Genomic DNA, 24,709 nt, shown 5'->3' on the forward strand with positions numbered 1-24,709 from the left:
GTGACCGGCGGCGGCGGGGGGACCGGGCATGACATCGAACACGGTGCAGTGGGGCGTCTTCGCAGCCCTGACCCTGCTGATGGCCTTGGCGACCTGGTGGCAGGTGCGGCGCATGGGCGGCCGGTCGGCCGACGGCGCCAGCGAGTTCTTCCTGGCGGGCCGGAACCTGACGTGGCCGTTCGTGGCGGGCTCCATCACCCTCACCAACCTCTCCACGGATCAGCTGGTCGGCATGAACGGCAACCAGATGCTACTGCTGGCCTGGTGGGAGCTGGCGGCGGTGGCCGGCCTCGTCATGCTCGCGCTGGTGTTCCTGCCGATCTACTACCGCAACAACTGCACCACGACGACCGAGCTGCTCGAGCGCAAGTACGGCTCGAAGGGCCTCCGGGCCACGGTCTCGACGCTGTTCCTGCTGGGCAACGTATTCATCTACCTGCCGATCATGGCCTACACGGGCGCGCTGTTCCTCACGACGATGTTCGCCTCGTCTCCGCCCCTGCTGGTCATCGCGGGCGGCATCGCGGCGGTGGGCGCGGCCTACACCATCCTGGGGGGCCTGCGCGCGGTGGCGGTCTACGACACCCTTTCGGGCGTGGGCGTGCTGGGCATGGCGGCGGCCGTGACCATCCTGGCCATGGCCGCGATCGGCTTCGACTTCTCCGGCATCCCGGCCGAGCGGCTGAGCATGATCGGCGGGCCCGACAGCCCCATCCCGTGGCCCACGCTGCTGACCGGGATGATCTTCATCCAGATGTTCTACTGGTCCACCAACCAGACCATCACCCAGCGCGCCATGGCTGCGCCCACCCTGCGCGAGGGGCAGAAGGGCGTCTTCGCGGCCGTCGCCATCCGCATCCTGTTCGTGCCGGCCATCGTCGTGGTGCCGGGCGTCTGCGCCTACAAGCTGTTCGGCGACCTCGGCGACGCCACCTACGGCCGGATCGTGGCCGAGGTGATGCCGTCGTGGCTTTCAGGCGCCTTCGCCGCGTTCATGGCCGCCGCGGTGCTGACCTCCTACACCTCGGTGCTGAACTCGTCGGTGACGCTCTACGTCTGCGACCTGCACGAGCCCTACATCGCGCCGAAGCCGAACATAGGCCGGCTGAACGCCCTGATCTCGCTGCTCTTCATGGCCGTCTCGGTGGCGCTGGTGCCCGTCTACTCGGGAGCGGCCTCGATCATCAATCTCGTGCAGCAGCTGAACGGCCTCCTCTCGATGCCGATCCTTTCGGCCTTCATCCTGGGCCTGGCCTTCCGCAACGTGGATGCGCGCGCTGCGATGACGGCGGTCGTGTTCGGCGTGGGCCTGTACGCCGTCTTCACCTTCGTCTGGACGCCGACGCACTACATCCACCTGATGCTGGTGACCCTGATCGCCTGCCTCGGGGTGGGCCTTGCCGTGAACCGCTGGGTCTTCGGGCGGCGCGCCTCGGTGGGGCTCTCGTTCGGCGGCCGTCGCGCCGCGGCCGAGGCGGGCTAGATGTCCGACCATCTCAGGCTGGACGGGGGCGGCGACACGCTTTTCGTCGGGATTCCGGGCGGCCGGCCGAGGATCGACTATTGGGGGCCTGAGCTGCCGCAGGGCTTCGCGCCCGACGCGGGCCTGCTGGAGCGCGCCCGGCCGCACGGCATGCTGGATGGCGGCGAGGCGTTCGACCTCCTGCCCGAGGCCGGCAACGGCTTCACCGGCGCCCCGGCGCTCCAGGTCAGCCGCCCCTCGGGCGGCTTCATCACCCAGTTGCGGCATCAGGGCGCGCAATGGCGCCCGGGCGGTCTCGACATCATGCTCGTGGACGCCCGCGCCGGCGTCGAGGCGGCGATCTCCATCGACGTCGACGCACCCACCGGCGTCGCGGCCTTCCGGACCCGGTTCCGGAACACCGGCGACGAGCCGCTGCGGATCGAGTGGGCCGCCGCCGCGGCGCTGGAGCTGTTGGACGGGGAGGTGCTGGCGTTCGGCGGGCGCTGGGCGCGCGAGTTCGACACGCATCGCTTCCACCTGCCCGCGGGCCTCTGGGCGTCGGAGGCGCGCACCGGGCGGACCTCGCATCACGCGCCCCCGTTCCTCGTCGCCGGCGAGGCCGGCTTCGGGGAGCATCACGGTCGCGTCCTGGGCCTCCACCTGGCCTGGAGCGGCGACCATCGGCTGTTGGTGGAACGCCTGCGCGACGGCCGCCTGCAGGCCCAGGCCGGGGAGCTCTTCTGGCCCGGCGAGATGGTGCTGCCGCCCGGCGGGACCTACGGGACTCCCACGCTCTACGCGGCGCGCTCGGAGGCCGGCCTCAACGGACTCAGCGATCGTTTCCATCCCTTCGTGCGCGACCGGATCCTGGACGGCCGGCTGCGGGGAAGGCCGCGGCCGGTGCACTTCAACACCTGGGAGGCGGTCTACTTCCGCCACGACCTGCCCGAGCTGAAGGCGCTGGCCGACAGTGCGGCCGCCGCCGGGGTCGAGCGCTTCGTGCTCGACGACGGCTGGTTCCGGGGGCGCAGCGACGACACCGCGGCGCTCGGCGACTGGTCGCCCGATCCGGTGAAGTATCCCGACGGCCTGGGGCCCCTGGTCAAGCACGTGCGGTCGCTCGGCCTGGAGTTCGGCCTCTGGGTCGAGCCGGAGATGGCCAACGCGGACTCCGACCTGCTGCGCGCGCATCCGGACTGGGTCCTGGGAGAGCCCGGCCGCGAGCAGCCGCTGGGCCGCGGCCAGTACGTCCTGGACCTCACACGGCCCGAGGTCGCCGAGGCGATCTTCGCCCAGCTCGACGGCCTCCTGTCGGCGCACCCGATCGCCTACCTGAAGTGGGACATGAACCGGGACCTGACCCATCCGGCCAGCGGCGGGCGTCCCGCGAGCCATGCCCAGGTCCGCGCGGTCTACGCCCTGATCGATCGCCTGCGCGCCGCGCACCCGGCGGTCGAGATCGAGTCCTGCGCCTCGGGCGGCGGACGAGCCGACTACGAGATCCTGCGGCGCACCGACCGCATCTGGACCTCCGACTGCAACGATCCGATCGAGCGTCAGTCGATCCAGCGGGCCTTCTCGATCTTCTTCCCGCCCGAGGTGATGGGGGCGCACGTGGGACCGGCCGACAGCCACACCACGGCGCGCACGACCAGCCTGGAGCTGCGGGCCATGACGGCGCTGTTCGGCCATATGGGCGTCGAGGCCGACGTCCGGGCCTTCAACCCGCGGGAGCTGGAGGCGCTGAAGGCCGCCATCGCGCTTCACAAGCGTCTTCGCCCGCTGCTGCATGGGGGGCGTCTGGTGCGCCAAGTCCCGCCCGATCCAGGCGCAGTCGCCTTTGCGGTCGTGGGGGAGGAGGGCGCCCTCGCGAGCCTGGCCCAGGTCGAGACGCCGCGCATTGCCGGCGCCGCGCCTTTCCGCCTCCAGGGCCTGGACGCCCGGGCGACCTACGACGTGCGGATGCTGAACCCGCCGCGCCGCGCCCGCGCCGCCATGAAGCACATCCCGGCGCTCGTCCGCGGCGAGACCGTGCGGGCGACCGGCGGCTGGATCGCCGAGACCGGGCTGCCCGCGCCGATCCTGCGGGCCGGGGAGATCGCCGTCTTCCAGCTCAGCCGGAGCCCGTGATGAAACTCGGCGTCTGCTACTACCCGGAGCACTGGCCCGAGGCGCTTTGGGCGGACGACGCGCGGCGGATGGCCGAGCTGGGCATCCACTGGGTGCGCATCGGCGAGTTCGCCTGGAGCCGGATCGAGCCCGAGCCGGGCCGCTTCGACTGGGCCTGGCTGGACCGCGCCGTCGAGACCCTCGCCTCCGCGGGGCTCCGGATCGTCATGTGCACGCCCACGGCCACGCCCCCAAAGTGGCTGGTCGACGCGAACCCGGACATGCTGGCGCTGGACGCGTCGGGCCGCCCGCGCGGCTTCGGCTCGCGTCGCCACTACTGCTTTTCCAGTGAGGCCTACCGCGCCGAATGCGCGCGGATCACGGAGGCGGTGGCGGGGCGCTACGGGCGGCATCCCGCGGTCGGCGCCTGGCAGACCGACAACGAGTACGGCTGTCACGACACCACGATCAGCTACTCGCCGGCGGCGGCGCGGGCGTTCCGCGAGTGGCTGGCGCAGCGCTACCAGTCGGTCGAGGCGCTCAACCGCGCATGGGGCGCGGTGTTCTGGTCGCAGGAGTACCGCGACTTCGACGAGGTCCAGCCGCCCAACCTCACCGTGACCGAGGCCAACCCCAGCCACCGCCTGGACTACAACCGCTTCGCCTCGGACGAGGTGGCGCGGTTCAACCTGCTGCAGGTGGAGATCATCCGCCGCCTCTCTCCCGGGCGCGACGTGACCCACAACTTCATGGGCTTCTACACCGAGTTCGACCACTTCCAGGTCGGCGCTGACCTGGATGTGGCGAGCTGGGACTCCTACCCGCTGGGCTTCCTGGAGCAGTTCTGGTTCCCGGACACGGAGAAGCTCCGGTACCTGCGCCAGGGGCATCCGGACATCTCGGGCTTCCACCACGACCTCTACCGGGGCGTGGGGCGCGGACGCTGGTGGGTGATGGAGCAGCAGCCTGGGCCGGTGAACTGGGCCCGGTACAATCCCGCGCCGCTGCCGGGCGCCGTGCGGACGTGGACGTGGGAAGCGTTCGCGCACGGCGCGGAGGTTGTCAGCTACTTCCGCTGGCGGCAGGTCCCGTTCGCCCAAGAGCAGATGCACGCCGGCCTGAACCGGCCCGACAACGTGCTGGACCGCGGCGGCGAGGAAGCGCGCCAGGCGGCCCTCGAACTGCGGGAGATCGGCCCCCTCGCGCCGTGCCGGCGGGCGCCCGTGGCGCTCGTCTTCAGCTACGAGGCCGACTGGCAGTTCGGCATTCAACCCCACGCCCAGGGCTTCCGTTGGCTGCGGCTGGCCTTCGAGATGTACTCTGCGCTTCGACGGCTGGGCCTCGATGTCGACATCGTACCGCCGGACGCCGACCTGTCCGGTTACGGACTTGTCGTCGCCCCGTCGCTCCCGATCCTGAGCGAAGAGACGCTGGCGGCGCTGGCCGCCTCGGGCGCCGTCGTGCTGCTGGGCCCCAGGACCGGCTCGCGCACCCGCGACGGGCACATTCCCGCAGACCTGCCGCCCGGCCCGCTGCAGGCGCGACTGGCGCTGCGCGTGGTCCGTGTGGAGAGCCTGAGGCCGGGCGCGGGCCCGCAGGTGAAGACGGGCGGCCGTGTCTGGGACGCCCGCCTGTGGCGCGAGGTCCTCGAGACGGAACTCCCCGCGCGGGCGGTGTTCGCGGACGGCGGGCCGGCCTGGGTGTCGAACGGTCCCTGGCACTATCTGGCGACCTGGCCCGAGACCGAGCTGCTGGACCATGTGATCGCCACCCTCGCGCTCGAGGCCGGACTGCCGGTGCAGGTCCTGGAGGAGGGCGTGCGGCTGCGTCGCCGCGGCGGCCTGTGCTTCGCCTTCAACTTCTCGCCGGAGATGCGGCGCACGCCGGCCCCGGCCGACGCCGCCTTCGTGCTCGGCGGGGCGAGCCTGCCTCCGGCGGGCGTCGCGGCTTGGCGCATGGCGGACACGTGAGCGGCGCCGCGTCCGTCCCGCGCAGGCGCACCCGGCTCTCCCCCGAGACCCGCCGCCGGCAGATCCTCGACGAGGCGGCGCAGCTCATCCTGGCCGAGGGACTCTATGCGGTCAGCATGGAGCGGCTGGCGCGCGAGGTCGGGATCAGCAAGGGGCTCGTCTACAACTACTTCCCGAGCCGCGACGCCCTGCTCGCCGCGTTGCTGGGCCGCGAGCAGGGCGAACTGCGCGACCGCGGCATGGCCAGCGCCTTGCGCGCGGAGACCTTCGCGGACCTGATCGCCCAGACCACGCGCCTCTATCTCGAACAGACCCGCGACCGGGGCGCCCTGATCGCCGCGCTGCTGGCCGATCCCTCGGTGGCGGCCCTCATGCAGGCGGAAACCCGCGCCGACCGGGAACGCACCGTGCGCTTCTTCGTGCGCGCGACGCGCCGCGAGTACGGCCTGCCGCTGCCCGTCGCGATCGCCGCCGTCGAGATGACCTCGGCGGTGACGGACCGCGCCGGCCGCCTGGTGGGCGAGGGGCAGCTCGACGTGGAGACCGCCACCGGGATGTGCGTCAGCCTGATCACCGGCGGGCTGGAAAGCCTGAGCCGCCGGTTCAGGGCCTGAACCGCAGCCGCCGCGCGACCCCTTGCCGGCGCTCCGCGTTGACGCCGTGCGGCCCCAGCGGGCCACATGGGTTCGATCGCTTGGCAGGGATGCGCCGGATGTCGCCTGAATGTGTCGTGAGGTCCGAGGACCGGCTGGGCGAGGGGCCATGCTGGTCGCCGGACGAGGGCAGGCTCTACTGGTTCGACATCAAGGCGGGGGCCCTGAACTGGTTCGCGCCGGAAACGGGCGAGAGCCGGCGCAAGGGGCTCGGCCTCCGCGCCAGCGCCGCCGCCGTCTGCCGCGGCGGAGGCCTCGTGATGGCGACCGAGCGCGGACTGGCGCACTGGCGTCCTGACGCGGAGGACCTCCGGATCGTGCAGCCGGTCGAGCTGGACGCGGGCTTCCGCACCAACGACGGCAAGATCGATCCGAAGGGCGACTTCTGGTGGAGCACCATGGACGACGACGGCGGTCGCCGCCCGGGCCGCCTCTACCGCACCCGGCCCTCGGGCGACACCGAAGGCGTCCTCGACGGCGTCCACATCGCCAACACGGTGTGCTTCACGGCGGACGGCCGGCGGCTCCTCCTCGCGGATTCCAGCGTCCAGACGATCTACGCCTACGACACCGCCGACCTCTCGCACCGCTCCGTCTTCGCCCACACGCGCGGCGAGCCGGCCACGCCGGACGGGGGCGCCGTCGACGCCGAGGGGTTCCTGTGGAACGCGCAGTGGGGCGGCTTCCGGCTGGTCCGATATGCGCCGGACGGCCGCATCGACCGGGTCGTGCCGATGCCGGTCGGGCAGCCCACGAGCTGCGCCTTCGGCGGCGCGGACCTCGCGACCCTCTTCATCACCAGCGCCTGGGACGGCCTGTCGGACGCGGACCGCGATGCGCAGCCGCTGGCCGGCGGTCTCTTCGCCTTCCGGCCGGGCGTGGCGGGCCTGCCCCTCCCCAGCTTCCAGCCGACCTTCATCGATCCGGCTCCGGGCGCGCCCGGGGGAGGGCCGGGCCGATCGGACTAGGCGATCGGGAGCCATTCTCGTAAGGCTGAGCCATGCGGCCGACCATCAAAGACGTCTCGGACATGGCCGGCGTGTCGATGAAGACCGTCTCGCGGGTCCTCAACAAGGAGAAGTACGTCTCGGAGCGGACGCGGCTCGCGGTCGAGCGGGCCATGGCCGAGCTCAACTTCCAGCCCAGCGTGGCGGCCCGGATCCTGAAGGGCAGCCGCAGCTATCAGATCGCGCTGATCTACGACAACCACAGCCCCCACTACATCCACCAGATCCAGACCGGCGTCTGGGCGCGCTGCATCGAGGAGGGCGTGCGGCTGCTGGCCCAGCCCTCGGACGTCGCCTCGCCAAATCTGGCGCGCGAGATCGGAGGGCTCGTGGACCAGACGCAGGTCGACGGCGTGATCCTGTCCTCGCCGGTCACCGACGCCGCCGCCGCCTTGGCCGAGCTCGACCGGCGCGGCGTGCCGTACGTCCGGATCTCGCCGGGCACCGAGCACGACCGCAGCTCCTCCGTCTCGATGGACGACGTCCAGGCCGCCGACGACATGACCAGCCATCTCATCGCGCTGGGGCACCGCCGGATCGGGTTCATCATCGGCCACAGCAATCACGCCGCCAGCGATCTGCGGCTGTTCGGCTATCGCCGGGCGCTGGACCGGGCGGGGCTGGCGTTCGAGCCCAAGTACGTGCGGCCGGGCCAGTTCGACTTCGCCTCCGGCGAGGCGGCCGCCGACGTCCTGCTCGACCTGCCGCAGCGGCCGACGGCGATCTTCGCCAGCAACGACGACATGGCGGCCGGCGTGCTGACGGTGGCGCACCGCCGCGGACTTTCGGTGCCGGGAGACCTGTCGGTCGCCGGCTTCGACGACACGGCGCTCGCCAGCCAGCTCTGGCCGCCGCTCACCACCGTGCGCCAGCCCACTCGCGAGCTGGCCTACGCCGCCGCGAGCCTCCTCTTCGGGGTGGAGGACGAGGTCGTGCATCGCCGGCTGCCGCACGAGTTGGTCATCCGCGGATCCACCGCGGCGCCCGCCAGGTCCTAGCGGATCAGCAACGCCGCGGCGCCGGTGGCCATGGCGAGGGCGACCAGGGTCGCGACCACGATGGCGAGCAGGGGACGCAGGCCCTCGGCCGTCAGCGACTGCAGGTTGGAGCGCACGCCGGTGGCGGTGACCGCGCAGGCCAGAAGCGCCTTGCTGGCGTCTGCGGAAGCCTCGGCCGCCTGGGGCGGGACCCAGCCCAGCGAGTTCACGCCCACCAGGGCGAAGAAGCCCAGCACGAACCAGGGCGGCAGGAACGGGGCGATCTTCGCCCCCGGTTCGCGCGGGATGAAGAGGGCGACCGCCAGCAGCGCCGGCGCCAGCAACGCGACCCGCGCGAGCTTCACGATCGTGGCGGTCTCGCCGGCGGGGTTGGAGAATGCGTACCCGGCGCCCAGGGCCTGGGCGACGTCGTGGATCGCCGCGCCCATCATGAAGCCGGCCTGAAGGTCGCTGAACGCCAGCTGGTGGGCCAGCACCGGATAGAGGGTCATGGCGATGGCGCTGGCGGCGGAGACGCCCACCAGAGTCAGCGTCAGCTGCGCCTGGCTGATGCGGCGTTCCCCCAGGAGACTGGCGAACGCCATGGCGGCCGAGGCGCCGCAGATCGCCACCGCGCCGCCGCAGAGCGCACCGAAGGCTCCGGAGAATCCCAGGGCCCGGGCGGCGAGGACGCCCGTCGCCAGCGTGGCCGCCACGCCCGCGACCACCGCCAGCAGGGCGGCCGGCCCCAGGTCCGCGAGCTGCGCCAGCGTCACCCGCGCCGCCACCAGGACGATCCCCCAGCGCAGCAGGGTCCGCGAGGCGAAGGCCAGCCCGGCGTCCAGCCGGCGGTCGCCGCCCAGGAAGTTCAGCGCCATCCCGAACAGCAGGCACATCAGGGTCAGCGGCGCGCCGTAGTGGTCCGACACATAGGCCGCCGCCAGCGTCGCGAGCCCTGTGACCGCCAGGCCGGGCAGGTGGGCGCGCACGCCGGCCGCGGTCCAGGAATCCTCAGGGCTGCTCAACGTCCCCATCCCCAGGGACAGGCGCCGCTTGCCAAGCCCCTGTCCGCTCCTCTATCGGTATGACAACGTAGTCATATGCCGGAGCCTGGGGCAACCCGCCCAGGCCGGGACGACCGGAAAACCGCAAGCTCAGCGTGGTGACGAAGAGGCCGATGACCGAACTCCCTCTCCCGCCGGCGCGCCGGCCGCTCTACGCCGGCGGCCCCGAGGTTTCCTCCGTGGCGTGGGGCATGTGGCGCTTCGCCGGCGACGACGTGGGAGCCGCCGGGGCGCGGGTCCGCGCGGCCCTGGACGCCGGGATCAACCTCTTCGACACCGCCGACATCTACGGCCCCGACAACGGCGAGCCGTTCGGCGCCGCCGAGGCCCTGCTGGGCAGGGTGCTGGCGGCCGACAAGGCCCTGGCCGGCCGCATGGTCATCGCCACCAAGGGCGGCATCTCGATGGGCGTGCCGTACGACTCCAGCGCCGGCTATCTCACGTCGGCGATCGACGCGTCGCTGAAGCGGATGGGCGTCGAGCACGTGGCGCTGTGGCAGATCCACCGCCCCGACCTCCTGACCCACCCCGCCGAGATCGGCGAGGCGCTGCTGGCGGCGCACCAGGCGGGCAAGATCGGCGCGGTCGGGGTCTCGAACTTCACGCCCTGGCAGGTCGAGGCGCTGGCGGCTCACCTGCCGCTACCCATCGTGTCGTGCCAGCCGGAGTTCTCGCCGCTCGCCGTGGGCCCCTTGAGCGATGGCGTGCTCGATCAGGCGATCGCCCGGGGCATGGCCGTGCTGGCGTGGTCGCCCCTGGGCGGCGGGCGGCTCGCAAACCCCACCGATGAGCGCACACGCGCCGTCGCCCAGGCCCTGGACGTGAAGGCGAAGGCGGCGGGCGTCAGCCGCGCCGCGGCCGCCTGCAGCTGGATCATGGCGCACCCCTCGCGCCCGATTCCGATCGCGGGAACCCAGGACCCCGCGCGGATCGCCGAGATCCCGCAAGCCTTCGTTCCGCGCTGGACCCGCGCCGAATGGTACGCGGTGCTGGTCGCGGCCCTTGGAGCCCCGCTGCCATGACCCGTCCTCCCTGCGAAGTCTCCTGGTTCTCCGCGCTGTGCGACGACGACTACGAATTCCTCGGCGTGCCCGACCCGATGCTCAGGTCCAGCTGGGAGCATTGCCGCGACATCGTCCTCCAGGCCGAGGCCGGCGGGTTCGACAACATCCTGCTGCCGTCGGGCTACGAGCTCGGGATCGACACCACCGCCTTCGCGGCCGCCATCGCGCCGCAGCTGAAGCGGATGCGCCTCTTGATGGCCGTTCGCATCGGCGAGATGTGGCCGCCGCAGCTGGCGCGCCAGATCGCCACTATCGACCGGCTGCTCGGCGGCCGGCTGACCGTGAACATCATCTCGTCCGAGATGCCCGGCGAGAAGCTGGGCTCGGCGCCGCGCTACGCCCGCACCGTCGAGGCCATGAGCATCCTGAAGACCATGCTGAACGGGCAGCCGCTCGATCACGACGGCGAGCACTGGAAGCTGAAGCTGGATCCGCCCCGCATCACGACCGTGTCGGGCAAGGCGCCGCTGCTCTACTTCGGGGGCCTCTCGGAGGACGCCCGCGAGGCGGCGGCCGAGGGCTGCGACGTCTTCTTGATGTGGCCCGACCGCAAGGAGGTGGTGGCGGACATCATCGCGGACATGACCGCCCGGGCCGCCCGTCGCGGGCGCACCCTCAGGTTCGGCTACCGGGCCCACGTCGTGGTGCGCGACACCGAGGCCGAGGCCCGCGCCGCGGCCGACCGGCTGCTGTCGAAGCTGGATGACGCCCAGGGCGCGGCCATCCGCGCCAAGTCGCTGGACTCCACCTCGGTCGGCGTCCAGGCCCAGGCGGCGCTGCGCGAAAGCGCGGCCGACGACGGCTATGCCGAGCCCAATCTGTGGACCGGCGTCGGCCGCGCACGTTCAGGGTGCGGCGCGGCCATCGTGGGCGATCCGGACCAGGTGCTGGCCAAGCTGAACGACTACCGTGACATGGGCATCGAGGCGTTCATCCTGTCGGGCTACCCGCACGCCGCCGAGGCGGATCTGTTCGCCCGCCACGTCCTGCCGAAGCTGGAGCACGGCCCGCTCGCGGTCGCCTGAGGGCTCCGACCGGCGGCGCGATGGCGACCGGCGGACCGCACCGCCTTCCTGCCGCCGGGGGTTTCAGGCTAGTCTCCCGTCTCCCTAGGGCGCGAGAATCACATGCGGATCCTGATCGTCGAGGACGACCTGGAAGCGGCCGACGCGATGGGCCGCGGCCTGACCGAGGCCGGCCACGAGTGCGTCAAGGCCGCCGACGGCGAAGAGGGCCTGACCGCCGCCCGGGACGGCGAGTTCGACGTGATGGTCGTCGACCGCATGATGCCGAAGATGAACGGCGTGCAGCTCGTCGAGACCCTGCGGCGCGAGGGCGACCGCACGCCCGTGCTGTTCCTCTCGGCGCTGGGAGAGGTCTCGGACCGCGTGGACGGACTGCAGGCCGGCGGCGACGACTATCTCGTCAAGCCCTACGCCTTCCCGGAGCTGATCGCCCGCATCGAGGCGCTGGCGCGCCGCCGCGACACCGGGTCGGTCCACACGCTGCTCAAGGTGGGCGAACTGGAAATGGACCTCATCGGCCGGACGGTCCATCGGCAGGGCAAGGAGATCGACCTGCAGCCCCGCGAGTTCCAGCTGCTGGAGTTCATGATGCGTCACGCCGGCCAGTCGGTGACGCGCACCATGCTGCTCGAGAAGGTCTGGCACTATCACTTCGACCCGCAGACCAACGTGATCGACGTGCACATCTCCCGCCTGCGCTCGAAGATCGACAAGGGCTTCGACCGGCCCATGCTGCAGACGGTGCGCGGCGCGGGCTACCGCTTGGATGCCTAGACGCCCAGATGCTCCCCCGTCGGGGGAGCTCCCGGCCAAGCCGGGTGAGGGCGGCCACATCCCGTTCGGCCGCCCCCTTCAGCGTCGTGCGGTCGCCCGGCCCCGGCGGGGGACGCCCTGATGGCCGTGAAGCTGCCGCGCATCTTCCGCACGACGCCGTTCCGCCTCACGCTGCTGTTCCTGGCGCTGTTCGCGAGCGCGGCGTCGATGTTCCTGGCGTACGTGTACGTGACCACCGCGGGCGAGACGACGCGCCGGACCGACCGTGAGATCCAGCGCGAGATGCGCAGCCTGGTCGACATCTACAATCGCGCCGGCCTCAACGCGGTGAACCAGTCGCTGATCGAGCGCGCGGCGAGCGAGAAGCCGTTCCTCTACCTGCTGCTGACGAAGGACGGGCGGCGGATCTCGGGATCCATCGAGGAGAGCCCGGTCGAGAACTTCACCGGCTCGCCGGCCAAGGCCACGTTCCAGGTCACCGACATCGACGCCCAGGGCCGTGAGACCAAGCATCCGGCGCGCGGCCTGCAGGAGCAGCTCTCGGGCGGCGAGATCCTGTTCGTCGGAGCGGACGCCGGCGAGGACGAGGCCTACGTCAACCGGATCGTCCGCGCGCTGCAGGCGGCGGGCCTGTTGGTGGTGCTGCTGGGGCTCGGCGGCGGCGTGCTCGTGAGCCGCAACGTCTCGCGCACGATGCAGAACCTGATCGAAGTGGTGGAGCGCGTGCGCAACGGCGAGCAGGGGGTCCGCGCGCGGGTCCGCGGCGCGCGCGACGAGTTCGACGAACTGGCCCAGGGGGTCAACGAGATGCTGGACCGCCTGGAGCGGTCGATGCAGGGCCACAAGCACGCGGGCGACGCCATCGCCCACGACCTGCGATCGCCCCTGACGCGCCTGCGGGCGCGGCTCGAGGCGGCCTTCCTCGACGTGGAGGCGGGAAAGGGCGACCCGCAGGAGGCGCTGGCCCAAGCGCTGACCGACACGGACGGCGTGCTGAAGACCTTCGGCGCGGTGCTGTCGATCGCGCGCCTGCAGGCCGCCGGCGAGGCGCCGAACCCCGTGCTGTTCGACCCCGCCGAACTCGGCGCCGACATGGCCGAACTCTACGAGCCGGTGTGCGAGGACAAGAACATCGACTTCTCGGCCGAGCTCGCCAAGGACCTCACCGTCCGCGGCAACCGGGAGTTCCTGGCCCAGGCGCTCGCCAACATCCTGGACAACGCCGTGAAGTACACGCCGCCCGGCGGGGCGATCATGCTGCGCGTTCGCCGGCGCTCGTCAGGTGAGGTGGAATACTCCGTGACCGACACGGGTCCCGGCGTGCCGGACGAGGATCGCGAGCGCGTCATCCAGCGCTTCGTGCGCCTGGAGAACAGCCGCAACGAGCCTGGGGCGGGCCTGGGGCTCTCCCTGGTCGCCGCCGTGGCCGAGGCGCATGGCGGGCGGCTGGAGCTCTCGGAAGGGCCGGGCAAGGTCGGCGAGATGGGCCCGGGTCTGCGCGTGGCGTTCATCCTGCCGCGGGCATAGCGCCCGGGGCGCGGCGCCCCTGCGGTGAGCGAACGCGACGCCGAACCCGGACTCGATTGCATTCTGTACCAATCGGTCCACTATGAGGCGATGGCGCGCCCTATCGAGTTCGATCGATCCAAGGCCGTGGACAAGGCGGTGGGCCTGTTCTGGCGGAAGGGCTACCAGGCCAGCTCGCTGAGCGACCTCCTGGGCGTCATGAGCATCGGCCGCAGCAGCTTCTACGCCGCGTTCACGGACAAGCGCAGCCTGTTCATCGAGTGTCTCGACCTCTTCGCCGAGCGGACGCTGGGCCTGCTTGCGCGCGCCTGCGCGGACAAGCCGCCGGTCGATGCACTCGAGGGCTTCTTCGAGGGCGGCCTCTTCGGCGGACGGGACGAGCGACGCCAGTGGGGCTGCCTGCTGGTGAACACCGTGCTCGAGATGTCCGGTGTCGACGACGACCTGGCGGCGCACGCCGGCCGTCATCTGGATCGGGTGCAGGACGCTTTCCGGGCCGGCCTGGAGCGCGCCGGCGCGGCGCCAGCGCTGGCTCAGGGCCTCGCGGCCATGCTCATGCTGGTCAACGAGGGGGTCCGGGTGTCCAGCCGCCGGGCGTCGCCCCAAGCCGCGCCCCCGCCGGCCATCGCCGCCATCTTCCGTCTGGTGCGCAACGCCATCGGCCGTCCGTCCACCCTCCAGATCACCAGAGAGATCGCAACATGAGACACGAACTCCAGGTCGAGATCCTCAAGGAGCTGATGCAGCAGCTGGACGAGGGCCGCAACGTGGACGCCGGCGTGCAGTACCGCATCCCGACCTCGGCGTATGTCTGCCCCGACCAGGCGGCCCGGGAGTGGGACGTCCTCTTCCGCCACCATCCTCAGCTCATCGGCCTCTCCCAGGACCTGCCCGAGCCGGGCTCGTTCCTCACGCTCGATGACTTCGGGACGCCGCTGCTGGCCACGCGCGGCAAAGACGGCGTCTTCCGCGCCTTCCTGAACGCCTGCCGTCATCGCGCGGTGAAGGTGGCCGCCGAGCCGCGGGGGAAGCAGTCCATCTTCCTCTGTCCCTTCCACAACTGGAGCTACGCCAACACCGGCGAGTTGGTCGCCATTCCCAACGAGGACCACTTCGGCGCCGTCGACAAATCGTGCCATGGCCTCATCGCCCTGCCGGCGGTCGAGCGCGACGGCCTGCTCTGGGTGCACCCCCAGGCCGACGGACGCCTGGACGTCGACGAACTCCTGGGGGCGGAACTCGCGGCGGAACTGGCGTCCTTCGACCTGGCCCGGCATGGATTTGCGGGCGCCACGCCCATCGCCGGCGACCTCAACTGGAAGTTCGCCAACGACACGTTCGGCGAGACCTACCATTTCGGCAAGCTGCACAAGGACACGCTGGGACGCGTGTTCTACGGCAACAATCTCCACTTCAAGGAGTTCGGCCGCCACCACCGCTTCGTCACCGCCAGCCGCGGCATCGACCGACTGCGCACGCTCCCGGAGTCGGAGTGGCGGGTCGAGGGCAGCACCTTCGTGCTCTACCACCTGTTCCCCAACATCCAGCTGATCTGCAGCCACCAGAGCGCCACCCTGATCCGCATCTATCCGGCGCCGGGCCACCCGGGGCGCTCCATCACCAAGGTGAGCTTCTACTTCACGCCCGAGACGGCCGCCGAAGCCGCGGCTCGCGACGCGGCCAGCGATGACCCACGGGCGGTCTACGACCCCTCCAACGAACGCCGGGGGCCCAGCCTGCGGGCCTCGTTCGAGGTCTTCAAGAGCACCATCGAACAGGAAGACTACGTGATGGGCGCGCTGCAGCAGCGCACGGCGGAAAGCGGCCAGCTGAAGGAGGTCCTCCTGGGACGCAACGAGCCGGCCCTGCACCACTTCCACCGCAACTACCGTGAGGCCTTGAATCAACCGCCTTTGGAGCCGGTGGGGTAACGGCTCAGGCGGGGGAGCGAGGCGTCAGCAGCCGGTCCAGCGAGAGCCGCCCGGGCCCGTGGGTCGCGAGCACCAGGCCGATCATCACCAGGCACATGGAGCCGAACGCGCCCCGCCAGCCCTGGAGGTGATCGACCATCACGATCGCCACGATGAAGTTTGCCGCGCAGAGCAGGCCGGCCCAGCGCGTCGCCAGACCCAGTACGAACGCCACGCCGATCCCGCACTGCAGCCAGACGTCGAATGGGCCAAGGAGGCTGGGCAGCGGGAAGCCGAAGCGCGTCAGGAACGCCACGAACGTGGCCATGTGCTGGGCGCTGGTGATGTTGTCCCACACGCCCCAGACCAGGAACGCGCCGACGCTGAGGCGCAGGGCGAGGAAGGCCAGGTCGGTTGCGACGGCCAGTTGCGGGAGCGTGATGAGGCGGTTCATTGCAGCGGCCCACGTACGTCCCGATGATGGTCACATGAGTCCCGCCACACCCGGAACGCAACGCCTCGCTGCACGTCTGCGCCCCTGTGGTCCCGTGCTGGACGCCAAGGCCGCCGAGCGCGCCCGCGAGATCATCGCCGACGTGGTCTGGACGCCCGCACTGGAAGCCGCCTGGTCGGCGCTGGCGCCGGTCTTCGGCGCGTCGCCCTACCTGGCGAGTCTGGCCCGGCGTGATCCGGCGCGCTTGGCCGCCCTCCTCGCCGACGACCCCGACCTGCGGCTCGAGGACATCCTCGCCCGGACCGCGGCGGTCGCCGACCGGTCGCCCAGGGACGCCGAGCCGGCGCTGCGGCTGCTGAAGCAGGAGTTGCACCTGCTCACGGCGTTGGCCGACCTGGGCGGGGCCTGGGACCTGGACCGGGTGACCGGCGCGCTCACGCGGTTCGCCGACGCCGCGGTCGAAGCCGCGCTCTGGTCGGCGGCGCGCGGCGAGCTGGAGGCGGGACGGCTGGCGCGGCTCGGCGACGGCGACCGGGGGCCCGTCCCCGGGTGGTTCTGCATCGCCATGGGCAAGCAGGGCGCGTTCGAGCTGAACTACTCCAGCGACATCGACGTGTCGGTGTTCTTCGATCCCGCGGAGGTGGAGTCGGTCTTGGCGGAGGGGCAGGAAAGCCCAGCTTTCGCCGTGCGCCTGACCCACCGGGTCTCGGACCTGATGCAGGCGAAGACCGGCGACGGCTACGTCTTTCGGATGGACCTTCGGCTGCGGCCGGACCCTTCGTCGACGCCGCCTGCCGTGCCGGTCCCGGCGGCGCTGGAGTACTACGAAAGCGTCGGCCAGAACTGGGAACGCGCCGCCTTCATCAAGGCGCGCGCCTGCGCCGGCGACCTGGAAGCGGCGCGCGGGTTCCTGGACGAGCTCCAGCCCTACATCTGGCGCAAGAACCTCGACTTCGCGGCCATCGCGGACATCCACTCGATCAAGCGCCAGATCCACGCGCACAAGGTGGACGAGCGCGTCTCGGCCAAGGGGGTCGACCTGAAGCTCGGTCGCGGCGGAATCCGGGAGATCGAGTTCTACGTGCAGACCCAGCAGCTCATCCTGGGCGGACGTCATCCAGAGCTGCGCAGCAACCGGACGCTGGATGCGTTGGCCGCGCTCGAGTCGCAGGGCCACGTGACCCCGGCGGCCGCGGCGGACCTGACCGCGGCCTATCGCCTGCTGCGCGCCGTGGAGCATCGGATCCAGATGCTGGAGGACGAGCAGACGCACCGCCTGCCCGAGTCCGACGCCGATCGACGGCGGGTGGCGGCGCTCACCGGGACGGACCCGCTGCGCAGCTTCGACGCCTTGATCACGCGGACGCTGAAGACCGTGAACGCCCGCTACGGCGAGCTGTTCGCCGAGGAGGAACCGCTGTCGTCGAGGTTCGGCAGCCTGGTCTTCACGGGTGTCGACGACGACCCCGAGACGCTGGCCACCCTCTCGCGCATGGGGTTCTCGAACCCCGGGCGGGTGTCGCAGACCATCCGCGCCTGGCATCACGGTCACGTGGCGGCCACCCGCACGGAACGTGGCCGGGAGCTTTTCACCCGCCTCGCGCCCCGGCTGCTGGAAGCCGCGACGGCGACGGGCGCGCCCGAGCTGGCGTTCAACCGCTTCAGCGACTTCTTCGAGGGCCTTTCCACCGGCGTGCAGCTGCAGTCGCTGTTCCTTGCCCAGCCCAAGCTGTTCGAGCTCGTCGTGCAGGTGCTGGCCTTCGCGCCACGCCTGGCGGCCACCCTGGCGCGCCGGCCGGCGGCGATCGACGCCATGCTGGACCCGGACTTCTTCACGCCGATCGAGATCGAACTGGAGCGGGCGGACATGGCCCGGCAGGTGGCCCGCGCCGACGGCTTCGAGGCCGCCATGGACGCCGTGCGCCGGTTGCATCGGGAACAGGCGTTCCGGGTCGGCGTGCAGGTGATGAGCGGCGCGGCGGCGGCGGACGTGGCGGGGCGCGCCTTCGCGGATCTGGCCGACCTCTGCATCGCGGCCCTGGCCCCGGCGGCGCTGGCGGAAGCCGTGCGCATCGGCGGCCGCTTCGACGGCGAGGTCGCCGTGGTGGCGCTTGGCAAGGCGGGCTCGCGAGAGATGAGCGCCACGTCCGACCTGGACCTGATGACCCTGTACCGGGCGGCCGATCCGGCGGGCATGTCCGAGATCAAGGGATGGGACGCCTCGACCTTCTATGGCCGCTTCACCCAGCGCCTGATCGCCGCGCTTTCCTCGCCGACAGCGGAGGGGCAGCTCTACGACGTCGACATGCGCCTGCGGCCGACCGGAACGAAGGGGCCGGTGGCCGTGAGCTTCACCGCCTTCGGGAACTACTACGAAGGCGAGGCCGAGACCTGGGAGCTGCTGGCGCTCACGCGCGCCCGCGTGGCCTGGGCCACCTCGGACGCGTTCGCCGCCGACGCCCAGGCGGCGATCGAAGCGGCCCTGCGCCGCCCGCGGGACGCGCGCAAGACCGCGCGCGAGGCCCGCGAGATGCGGCAGCTGATGGAGCAGGAGCGGCCGCCGAAAGGGCCCTGGGACCTGAAACTGGCGCCGGGCGGCCTGGTCGACATCGAGTTCGCCGCCCAGTTCCTGCAGCTCGTCCACGCCGCGACGGGGGGGCCGCTGTCGCCCAACACCGCCAAGGTGCTGGACGCCTTCGCCGCGACCGGACTCGCGGACGAGGCGGCCCTCGCTGCCCTTTCCGACGCCTGGCGGCTGCAGCAGGACCTGACCCAGCTGCTGAAGGTGGCGCTGGCCGACGATGGCGATCCCGAGGCCGAGCCCAAGCCATTCCAGGCCTTGCTCGCGCGGGCCGGCCAGGCCCGCTCGTTCAAGGCGCTAAAGACACGGCTCGCGGCGGCGCAGGCCGCCGCGCGGGCAGCGCACCTGGCGCTTCTCAGGGCCTAGCGACGGATTGCCGGCGGGCGTGCGTGCAACGGGGGCTGGGCTCGGGGGTCAAGCACATCGAGGTCTCATGACGCGCATTCTCATCATCGCCGCCGCCACCGCTTTCCTGGCCGGCGCGGCCCAGGCCCAGCCGGGCGGCCGCCAGGCGCCCAATCCGGACACGGACAAGGACGGCAAGGTCACGCTCGCCGAGTTCAAGGCCAGTCAGTCCGAGCGCCAGTCGCGGATGTTCGCCCGGATGGACGGCGACGGCGACGGCAAGATCACCCAGGCGGAAATGGAGGCCGCGCGCAAGCGGGCCGAGGCCTCGGGGCGAGGTCCGGGCGGCCCCGGCGGCGGGGGCATGTTCCTCGCCCGCATGGACGCCAACAAGGACGGGTCCGTCACCAAGGCCGAGATGTCGGCCATGAGCGAGCAGCGGTTCAGGATGGCTGACACGAACAAGGACGGCTGGCTCTCGAAGGGAGAGCTCCTCATGATGCGGCAGCGGATGCGTGGCGGTCCGGGCCCTGAATAGCGGCCGTCAGCCCGCCGGCGAGGTCAGGCTTGGGGGATCCCGACGAGCAGCTCTTGGCCCGCGTGGCGCAGGGAGACCCGGCCGCGGTGCGCGCCCTCGTGGCCCGCAAGCTGCCGCGCCTCCTGTCGCTGGCGGGCCGCATGCTCGGCGACGACCGCGAGGCGGAGGACGTGGCCCAGGAGGCCTTCCTGCGCATCTGGAAGCAGGCGCCTCGCTGGCGTCCGGGCGCGGCGCGGTTCGACACCTGGCTGCACCGCGTCGCGCTGAACCTCTGCTACGACCGCCTGCGCCGCCGGCGGGAGCTGGCGTTCGCCGACCCGCCCGATCGCGCCGACGAGGGGCCGGCGCCCGATCGGGGCCTCGAAGCGTTGGATACAGGGCGGCGCGTGGCCGCCGCGCTGCAGGCGCTGCCCGAGCGTCAGCGGGAGGCGGTCGTGCTTTGCCACTACCAGGAGCTCGGCAACATCGAGGCGGCGGCCGTGATGGGCGTCAGCGTCGAGGCGCTGGAGAGCCTGCTCGGGCGGGGCCGGCGGGCCCTGAGGGCGGCGCTGGCGGACCTGAAGGCGACATGAGGACGGGATGACTCCTGAACGCTTCGAGACCCTTGCGGAGGCCTATGGCGGCGACGTCGCCCGCTGGCCCGCGGCCGAGCGCGACGCCGCCGCGGCCCTCATGGCGGCGCGGTCGGCCTGGGCGCGGGGGGTGCTGGGCCGCGCGGGAGAGCTGGATGGCCTGCTCGCGGTGTTTGAGGCGCCATGGCCGCGCGCCGGCCTCGCCGAACGTATCGCCGCCACGGGACCGCGATCCGGCGCGCCGCGCTGGCGGGCCTGGCTGGTCCCGGCGGCGATGGGCGCCGGGCTCGCCGCCGCCTGCGCAGCCGGCGTCCTCACAGGCTCTCAGCTCGGCGCGCCGGGGTTGGCCAGGCCCGACGGCGAGGCGCTGGTCACGGCGGTGGACGGCGACGACTACGCCCTCGACCTGGACGAGGACGCATGATGAGCCGCACGACGCTTCTGCTCGCAGTCCTGTTTGCCTCGCTGGCGCTGAACGTCTTCATCGGCGGAGCCTTTGTCGGCGCGCGCATGGCCCGCGAGGACGAGCCGCGGCGACCGGTCGCCGCCGGACCCCGGACGGCGGTCGCCGCCGCAGTCGGGACGCTTTCGCCTGAGGCCCAGGCCGCGTGGCGATCGCAAGCCCGCACCTATGGCGAGGCTTACGGCCTGAAGACGCGGGAGGCGCGGCGGCTGCTGCGCGAAACGCTGCACGGTTTCGGCGCCGAGCCGTTCGACGGCGATCGGGCGATCCGGGAACTGGCGCGGGCGCGGGCGCTGGAATTCGAGGTGCGCCAGGCCATGGACCAGAGGCTGGTGCAATTCGCGGCGACCCTGCCGCAGGCCGAACGGGCCCGCTTCGGCGAGGCGCTGGCGCGACCTCCGCTACGGCGCGCCGGCGGAGGAGAGCGTCGCTGGGCGGCCGGCGTCCGCGTCGAAAACTAGCACGACCAAAGCGGAGCCGCGCGTAAGGCGCCGCCGCGCGGCGGGCTGTATGTTCGGTATTTGTTCTTGACATTTTCAGCGCTCTCTGCCAGGATGTGATGGGCTGCGCACGACGACATTTAGCTGCGTGCGACTGATCAAGACAGCGAACGTCCGCTGGCGGATCAACGCCCCAATCCTGGATCGAGGGGCAATAGAACATGGTCTACAGGCAGACGGATCCGGCCGAACTTGAAGGGGAAGAACTGGCGGACTGGTATCTCCGTACCCCTGACGAGATCGCCGAAGAAAGGGCGTCTCGGCAGCAGAGGCGACGCGACGAATTTTTTGGCGGGGGCCGTTGGCAGGAGGCGCGATACCGGCCTCCAGCACCCCGAACGGCGCCGGTGCGGCCGCCTCCACCCGAAACGCGGGCGGCACCGCAATCGAAGAGTGTGCCAAGTCGACCGGGCGAGCCGGACGGCTACTTTGCGAACTACCGGCCGGATGTGGTTCAGCCTATGGCGCCGCCCCCACTGAACTATATCGAGACCACAGTCTTGCGGCCCGATCGGTTCGTCGTCGCGGGCGAAGGGATCGTCGATGCGCGTGAGGTCGAGCGGATCTACGCCGAGCAACAGCGACGGATCAACGGCCCGGAGTTGGAGCCCTCACCCTACGCTCACGCTGTGGACCGGCTGCAGGATGGCCAAGTGCCACTCGCAAGTCAGCTCGAGAAGGGGAAATGGGAGCGGGATCCAACCTGCCATCCATACGGCGGCTGGGAGATCGACCCTGGCTATCCTCATTACTCGAAACGGTCGCAGAACTACGAGGCGCAGGTGACCGGCGCCCGCGGGGTCGACTATGTCGTGCGGCTGCCGGGTGGCGAGCGACCCGTAAAGTTCGACGGCTGCGAGGTCGACCGGAAGGTTCTGCAGGAGGCGAAGGGACCGCGATACGCTGCGCTGCTCGAATCGAGGTTCGGGCGCTTCGTTGCTAGAGGGCTCGAGCGTCAGGCCGGCCGGCAGATTGATGTAGCGCGAGGGCGCCCGATCGAATGGTACTTCGCGGAAGAGCCGGCGCGCCGGCATTTTTCAGACCTAGAGGGCACGAGGCCGATAACGGCCATGCACGTTCCTGCGCGGTGAGGTCCAGATGTCGTTTGGCGACGAGCCGGAACACTACAGCCGCCGGTTCAATTGCGGGTGGGGCCCTCGTGCGGAGTCGGCCACGGAGATCGCTCGGCGAATCCAGTCCCTATGCCGTGCCTTGGCCGAGCGTGAGCCCGACCATCGAGACATCTGGCCCCTATTCGCGATGCGCGCCATCAGGCCAGGACGCGATCCAGGACCAATCGTGGAGATGTCTCAGCAGGATCTGGCGACGCTGATCGATCGGAAGGCCCGCTTCGATCCCCCGCAACTGCCCGCCCCTGTGAGCCCTGAAGGATACAGCCTCGTCATTTCGGCGAGGCTGCCGCCGCGGCATCGCGGGTCCGTCGGAGTCTTCGTGTCCGCGGGGGCGTACGGCGGCCGGATCAACAAGAACCGCGCTGCGGTCGAGTATCACGTCGAGAATGCTGTCTGGCAGTGCCTGTCGGCGGGATTGCAGGTCGTGGAGGCGCTCCGCCATGCCTTCGAGCCGGACTGGATCTGCGCCAACGCGTTCATTCAGCCGGAGTACGAGGGGGGTAAAGGCCACCGCCGTCCGTGGATCGCGTGGAACGCTCCGGGGGCAGAGGTTCCTGCCGAGTGGATCGAGCATGGCGGGGCGGCGTCGGAGGTTCGCGAGGCCCTAGGAGGAGAGCTGCGGATCTGGCCATGATCCAGCCGCTCAGGCCGCCGCGGCTCCCGGGAGGGCTGCCGGACGGGTCTGCTGGAGCGGCAGGGCGAAGCTGGCCGTGGTGCCCTGACCGGGGGCGCTCCGGAGGTCCAGCAAGCCGCCGTGCATCTCGACCAGGGACTTGGTGAGCGCGAGGCCGAGGCCCGTGCCCTGGGTGGTCTTCGAGTGCTGGTTCTCGACCTGCTCGAACGGCCGGGCGAGGCGCTCGAGGTCGGTGGCGGAGATGCCGATGCCGGTGTCCTGCACCGAGACCTTCACCCGTTGGCCGAGCGGGTCGTCCCGCAGCTCGGCCTTGACCGTGATCCTGCCGCCGCGGGGCGTGAACTTGATGGCGTTGGAGAGCAGGTTCAGCAGGATCTGCTTCACCGCCCTGTGGTCGGCCTCGACCTCGGGCAGGTCAACGAAGTCGAGGACCAGCGAGAGGCCCGCGGCCTCGGCGCGGTTCCGGACCAGCCGCATCGCTTCCTCGGCGATCTCCTCGAGGCAGATCGGCTCGAAGCGCAGGTTGAGCTTGCCGGCCTCGATCTTGGCCATGTCGAGGATGTCGTTGATCAGGGCGAGCAGGTGCTGGCCCGAGTTCAGGATGTCCTTCGCGTAGTCGCGGTAGCGGGCGTCGCCGAGGGGGCCGAAGAGCTCGCCGGACATGATCTCGGAGAAGCCGTTGATGGCGTTGAGCGGGGTGCGCAGCTCGTGGCTCATGTTGGCGAGGAAGTCGCTCTTGGCCTGGCTGGCGGCCTCGGCGCGGATCTTCTCGGCCTCGTACTTGCGGGCCAGTTCGGAGAGCTGTTCCTGGCTGAGCTCGAGGTTGGCCACGGCGCGGCGGAGTTCCTCCTCCTTGAGGCGGCGGGCCTCCTCCTGGGTCTTGAGGACGGTGATGTCGGCGGCGGTGACCACGAGGCCGCCCTCGGCGGTCGGCCGTTCGGAGATCTGCACCCAGCGGCCGTCGGTGAGCTCGGCCTCGCGCACGCCGCGGCGGCCGCCGGGGGCCGGATACTCCTGCCGGATGGACAGGCGGGCCGAGCGCTCCACCTGCTCGCGGCCGACGCCGGTCTTGAGGATCTCGGCGTCGAGCTGGAAGTAGCCCCGGAAGTTGGTGTTGCACATCACCAGCCGCCCGTTGCGGTCCCACAGGACGAAGGCCTCGGAGGTGCTCTCGATGGCGTCGCGCAGCCGGCTCTCGGCGGACTGCGCCCGCGCCTGGGCCAGTCGCTCCTCGGTGACGTCGAGGGCCACGCCGATGATGCGGGCGAAGCCGCCCTCGGGGCTCTCGCCGAAGCCGCGGCCGCGGAAGTCGATCCACACCGGGCGCGCGCCGGCGAGCGGCGGCACGCGGAAGCTCACGTCGAAGTCGCCGTAGATGGCCGCGGTGCTCAGCGCCTCGCGCATGTCGTCGCGGTGGCCGGGCGCCACGCGGTCCAGCACCTGCTGGCCGTCGACGACGCCGGAGCGCCAGCCGAAGAGGGCGGCCGTGACCTCGGACATGAAGATCTTGTCGGCCGCCAGGTCCCACTCCCAGATGCCGCAGCGCGCCGCCTCGACGGCCATCCGGAAGCGCTGCTCGGAGTCGGTGCGCGCCGCCTGCACCCGCTCGACGCGGCGCATCTCGAGGACGAGGAGGGCGCCCAGGGTGAGGGCGACGGCGAGGGGGACGAGGAACCAGGCGATCAGTTCCGGCCGGCCGGGCGCCACCTGCAGGAAGCGGGCGACGCCCAGGCCCCCGACCGCCAGCAGCAGGCCGAGGACGATCTGGATCGCCGGGCGGGAGTAGCGTCGGGCGTCCGGCGCGCGCGGTCGGCTACGCCGTTCCGGCGTCACCCCCGCAAGTCCATGCCCCGCGCGTTCGGCCAAGGCCGCCGCTCCTTCACGTCCCTCCCGCGACCGGCCGACACGCCCGGCGCGAGACAAGGCTAAGCTGATCCGCCCCGT

At 71.4% G+C, this 24,709-nt stretch carries 22 protein-coding genes; 19 read left to right on the forward strand and 3 right to left on the reverse strand.

Translation table 11 applies throughout. The features are described 5' to 3' along the window. Positions 1-28 precede the first annotated feature (28 nt). The 6 genes from AC2D8W_RS06820 to AC2D8W_RS06845 all read left to right on the forward strand — a co-directional run bounded on the left by AC2D8W_RS06820 (position 29) and on the right by AC2D8W_RS06845 (position 8,202). The gene (locus AC2D8W_RS06820) at positions 29-1,483 is read left to right on the forward strand and encodes an SLC5 family protein (protein WP_484670900.1); all 1,455 of its coding nucleotides are present in this window, start codon (positions 29-31) and stop codon (positions 1,481-1,483) included. Beyond that, positions 1,484-3,595, forward strand: coding sequence for an alpha-galactosidase (locus AC2D8W_RS06825; RefSeq protein WP_484670901.1), 2,112 nt, complete (start codon positions 1,484-1,486; stop codon positions 3,593-3,595). It abuts the gene before it with no gap. Next, positions 3,595-5,544, forward strand: coding sequence for a beta-galactosidase (locus AC2D8W_RS06830; RefSeq protein ID WP_484670902.1), 1,950 nt, complete (start codon positions 3,595-3,597; stop codon positions 5,542-5,544). Before AC2D8W_RS06825 ends, AC2D8W_RS06830 begins: the two co-directional genes overlap by 1 nt. After that, entirely contained in the window at positions 5,541-6,158 is a 618-nt protein-coding gene (locus AC2D8W_RS06835; RefSeq protein ID WP_484670903.1) for a TetR/AcrR family transcriptional regulator, read from the forward strand. The genes AC2D8W_RS06830 and AC2D8W_RS06835 overlap by 4 nt, the downstream gene beginning before the upstream one ends. 98 nt (positions 6,159-6,256) lie before the next feature. Continuing rightward, complete coding sequence (locus AC2D8W_RS06840; RefSeq protein WP_484670904.1) at positions 6,257-7,165, forward strand: SMP-30/gluconolactonase/LRE family protein; 909 nt, start codon at positions 6,257-6,259, stop codon at positions 7,163-7,165. A gap of 32 nt (positions 7,166-7,197) precedes the next feature. Then, entirely contained in the window at positions 7,198-8,202 is a 1,005-nt protein-coding gene (locus AC2D8W_RS06845) for a LacI family DNA-binding transcriptional regulator (protein WP_484670905.1), read from the forward strand. Here AC2D8W_RS06845 and AC2D8W_RS06850 read toward each other — a convergent pair. Continuing rightward, positions 8,199-9,206: a YeiH family protein gene (locus tag AC2D8W_RS06850; protein ID WP_484670906.1), complete on the reverse strand. Its 1,008-nt coding sequence runs from the start codon at positions 9,204-9,206 to the stop codon at positions 8,199-8,201. The genes AC2D8W_RS06845 and AC2D8W_RS06850 overlap by 4 nt on opposite strands. Positions 9,207-9,358: 152 nt before the next feature. On the opposite strand from AC2D8W_RS06850, the gene AC2D8W_RS06855 reads away from it, so the two are divergent. The 6 genes from AC2D8W_RS06855 (at position 9,359) to AC2D8W_RS06880 (ending at position 15,566) form a co-directional block, all read left to right on the forward strand. Beyond that, positions 9,359-10,267, forward strand: a complete 909-nt coding sequence (locus AC2D8W_RS06855; RefSeq protein WP_484670907.1) for an aldo/keto reductase — start codon at positions 9,359-9,361, stop codon at positions 10,265-10,267. Further along, positions 10,264-11,334 (forward strand): LLM class flavin-dependent oxidoreductase, encoded by a 1,071-nt coding sequence (locus tag AC2D8W_RS06860; protein ID WP_484670908.1) that lies wholly within the window; start codon positions 10,264-10,266, stop codon positions 11,332-11,334. The genes AC2D8W_RS06855 and AC2D8W_RS06860 overlap by 4 nt, the downstream gene beginning before the upstream one ends. 102 nt (positions 11,335-11,436) lie before the next feature. After that, positions 11,437-12,108 carry a response regulator transcription factor gene (locus AC2D8W_RS06865; RefSeq protein ID WP_293484925.1) on the forward strand — a complete coding sequence of 224 codons (672 nt, stop codon included), beginning with the start codon at positions 11,437-11,439 and terminating at the stop codon, positions 12,106-12,108. Between the two features lie 126 nt (positions 12,109-12,234). Further along, on the forward strand, positions 12,235-13,635 hold the full coding sequence (locus AC2D8W_RS06870) for a sensor histidine kinase (RefSeq protein ID WP_484671048.1): 1,401 nt from the start codon (positions 12,235-12,237) through the stop codon (positions 13,633-13,635). A 90-nt stretch (positions 13,636-13,725) separates the two neighbouring features. Next, a complete protein-coding gene (locus AC2D8W_RS06875) occupies positions 13,726-14,340 on the forward strand; it encodes a TetR/AcrR family transcriptional regulator (protein WP_484670909.1) in 615 nt (204 codons plus the stop codon). Continuing rightward, positions 14,337-15,566: an aromatic ring-hydroxylating oxygenase subunit alpha gene (locus AC2D8W_RS06880; RefSeq protein ID WP_484670910.1), complete on the forward strand. Its 1,230-nt coding sequence runs from the start codon at positions 14,337-14,339 to the stop codon at positions 15,564-15,566. Before AC2D8W_RS06875 ends, AC2D8W_RS06880 begins: the two co-directional genes overlap by 4 nt. A gap of 4 nt (positions 15,567-15,570) precedes the next feature. Here AC2D8W_RS06880 and AC2D8W_RS06885 read toward each other — a convergent pair whose 3' ends face one another. Then, entirely contained in the window at positions 15,571-15,999 is a 429-nt protein-coding gene (locus AC2D8W_RS06885; RefSeq protein WP_484670911.1) for a DoxX family protein, read from the reverse strand. Here AC2D8W_RS06885 and AC2D8W_RS06890 point away from each other — a divergent pair. The 7 genes from AC2D8W_RS06890 to AC2D8W_RS06920 all read left to right on the forward strand — a co-directional run bounded on the left by AC2D8W_RS06890 (position 15,986) and on the right by AC2D8W_RS06920 (position 22,765). Beyond that, positions 15,986-18,946, forward strand: coding sequence for a bifunctional [glutamine synthetase] adenylyltransferase/[glutamine synthetase]-adenylyl-L-tyrosine phosphorylase (locus AC2D8W_RS06890; protein ID WP_484670912.1), 2,961 nt, complete (start codon positions 15,986-15,988; stop codon positions 18,944-18,946). The two genes, AC2D8W_RS06885 and AC2D8W_RS06890, sit on opposite strands and share 14 nt — an antisense overlap. A 67-nt stretch (positions 18,947-19,013) precedes the next feature. Then, complete coding sequence (locus tag AC2D8W_RS06895) at positions 19,014-19,463, forward strand: EF-hand domain-containing protein (protein WP_484670913.1); 450 nt, start codon at positions 19,014-19,016, stop codon at positions 19,461-19,463. A gap of 29 nt (positions 19,464-19,492) precedes the next feature. Beyond that, positions 19,493-20,035 carry an RNA polymerase sigma factor gene (locus AC2D8W_RS06900; RefSeq protein ID WP_293484931.1) on the forward strand — a complete coding sequence of 181 codons (543 nt, stop codon included), beginning with the start codon at positions 19,493-19,495 and terminating at the stop codon, positions 20,033-20,035. A gap of 7 nt (positions 20,036-20,042) precedes the next feature. Further along, complete coding sequence (locus tag AC2D8W_RS06905; RefSeq protein ID WP_484670914.1) at positions 20,043-20,459, forward strand: hypothetical protein; 417 nt, start codon at positions 20,043-20,045, stop codon at positions 20,457-20,459. After that, positions 20,459-20,959 carry a periplasmic heavy metal sensor gene (locus tag AC2D8W_RS06910; protein WP_484670915.1) on the forward strand — a complete coding sequence of 167 codons (501 nt, stop codon included), beginning with the start codon at positions 20,459-20,461 and terminating at the stop codon, positions 20,957-20,959. Before AC2D8W_RS06905 ends, AC2D8W_RS06910 begins: the two co-directional genes overlap by 1 nt. A 200-nt stretch (positions 20,960-21,159) precedes the next feature. Then, positions 21,160-22,089: a Tox-REase-5 domain-containing protein gene (locus tag AC2D8W_RS06915; protein ID WP_484670916.1), complete on the forward strand. Its 930-nt coding sequence runs from the start codon at positions 21,160-21,162 to the stop codon at positions 22,087-22,089. A 214-nt stretch (positions 22,090-22,303) separates the two neighbouring features. Then, positions 22,304-22,765 carry a hypothetical protein gene (locus AC2D8W_RS06920; RefSeq protein WP_484670917.1) on the forward strand — a complete coding sequence of 154 codons (462 nt, stop codon included), beginning with the start codon at positions 22,304-22,306 and terminating at the stop codon, positions 22,763-22,765. A 9-nt stretch (positions 22,766-22,774) separates the two neighbouring features. Here the strand turns inward: AC2D8W_RS06920 and AC2D8W_RS06925 are convergent, their stop codons facing one another. After that, the gene (locus tag AC2D8W_RS06925) at positions 22,775-24,631 is read right to left on the reverse strand and encodes a PAS domain-containing sensor histidine kinase (protein ID WP_293484934.1); all 1,857 of its coding nucleotides are present in this window, start codon (positions 24,629-24,631) and stop codon (positions 22,775-22,777) included. Positions 24,632-24,709 lie beyond the last annotated feature (78 nt).

Source organism: Phenylobacterium sp. T106 (assembly GCF_057219735.1).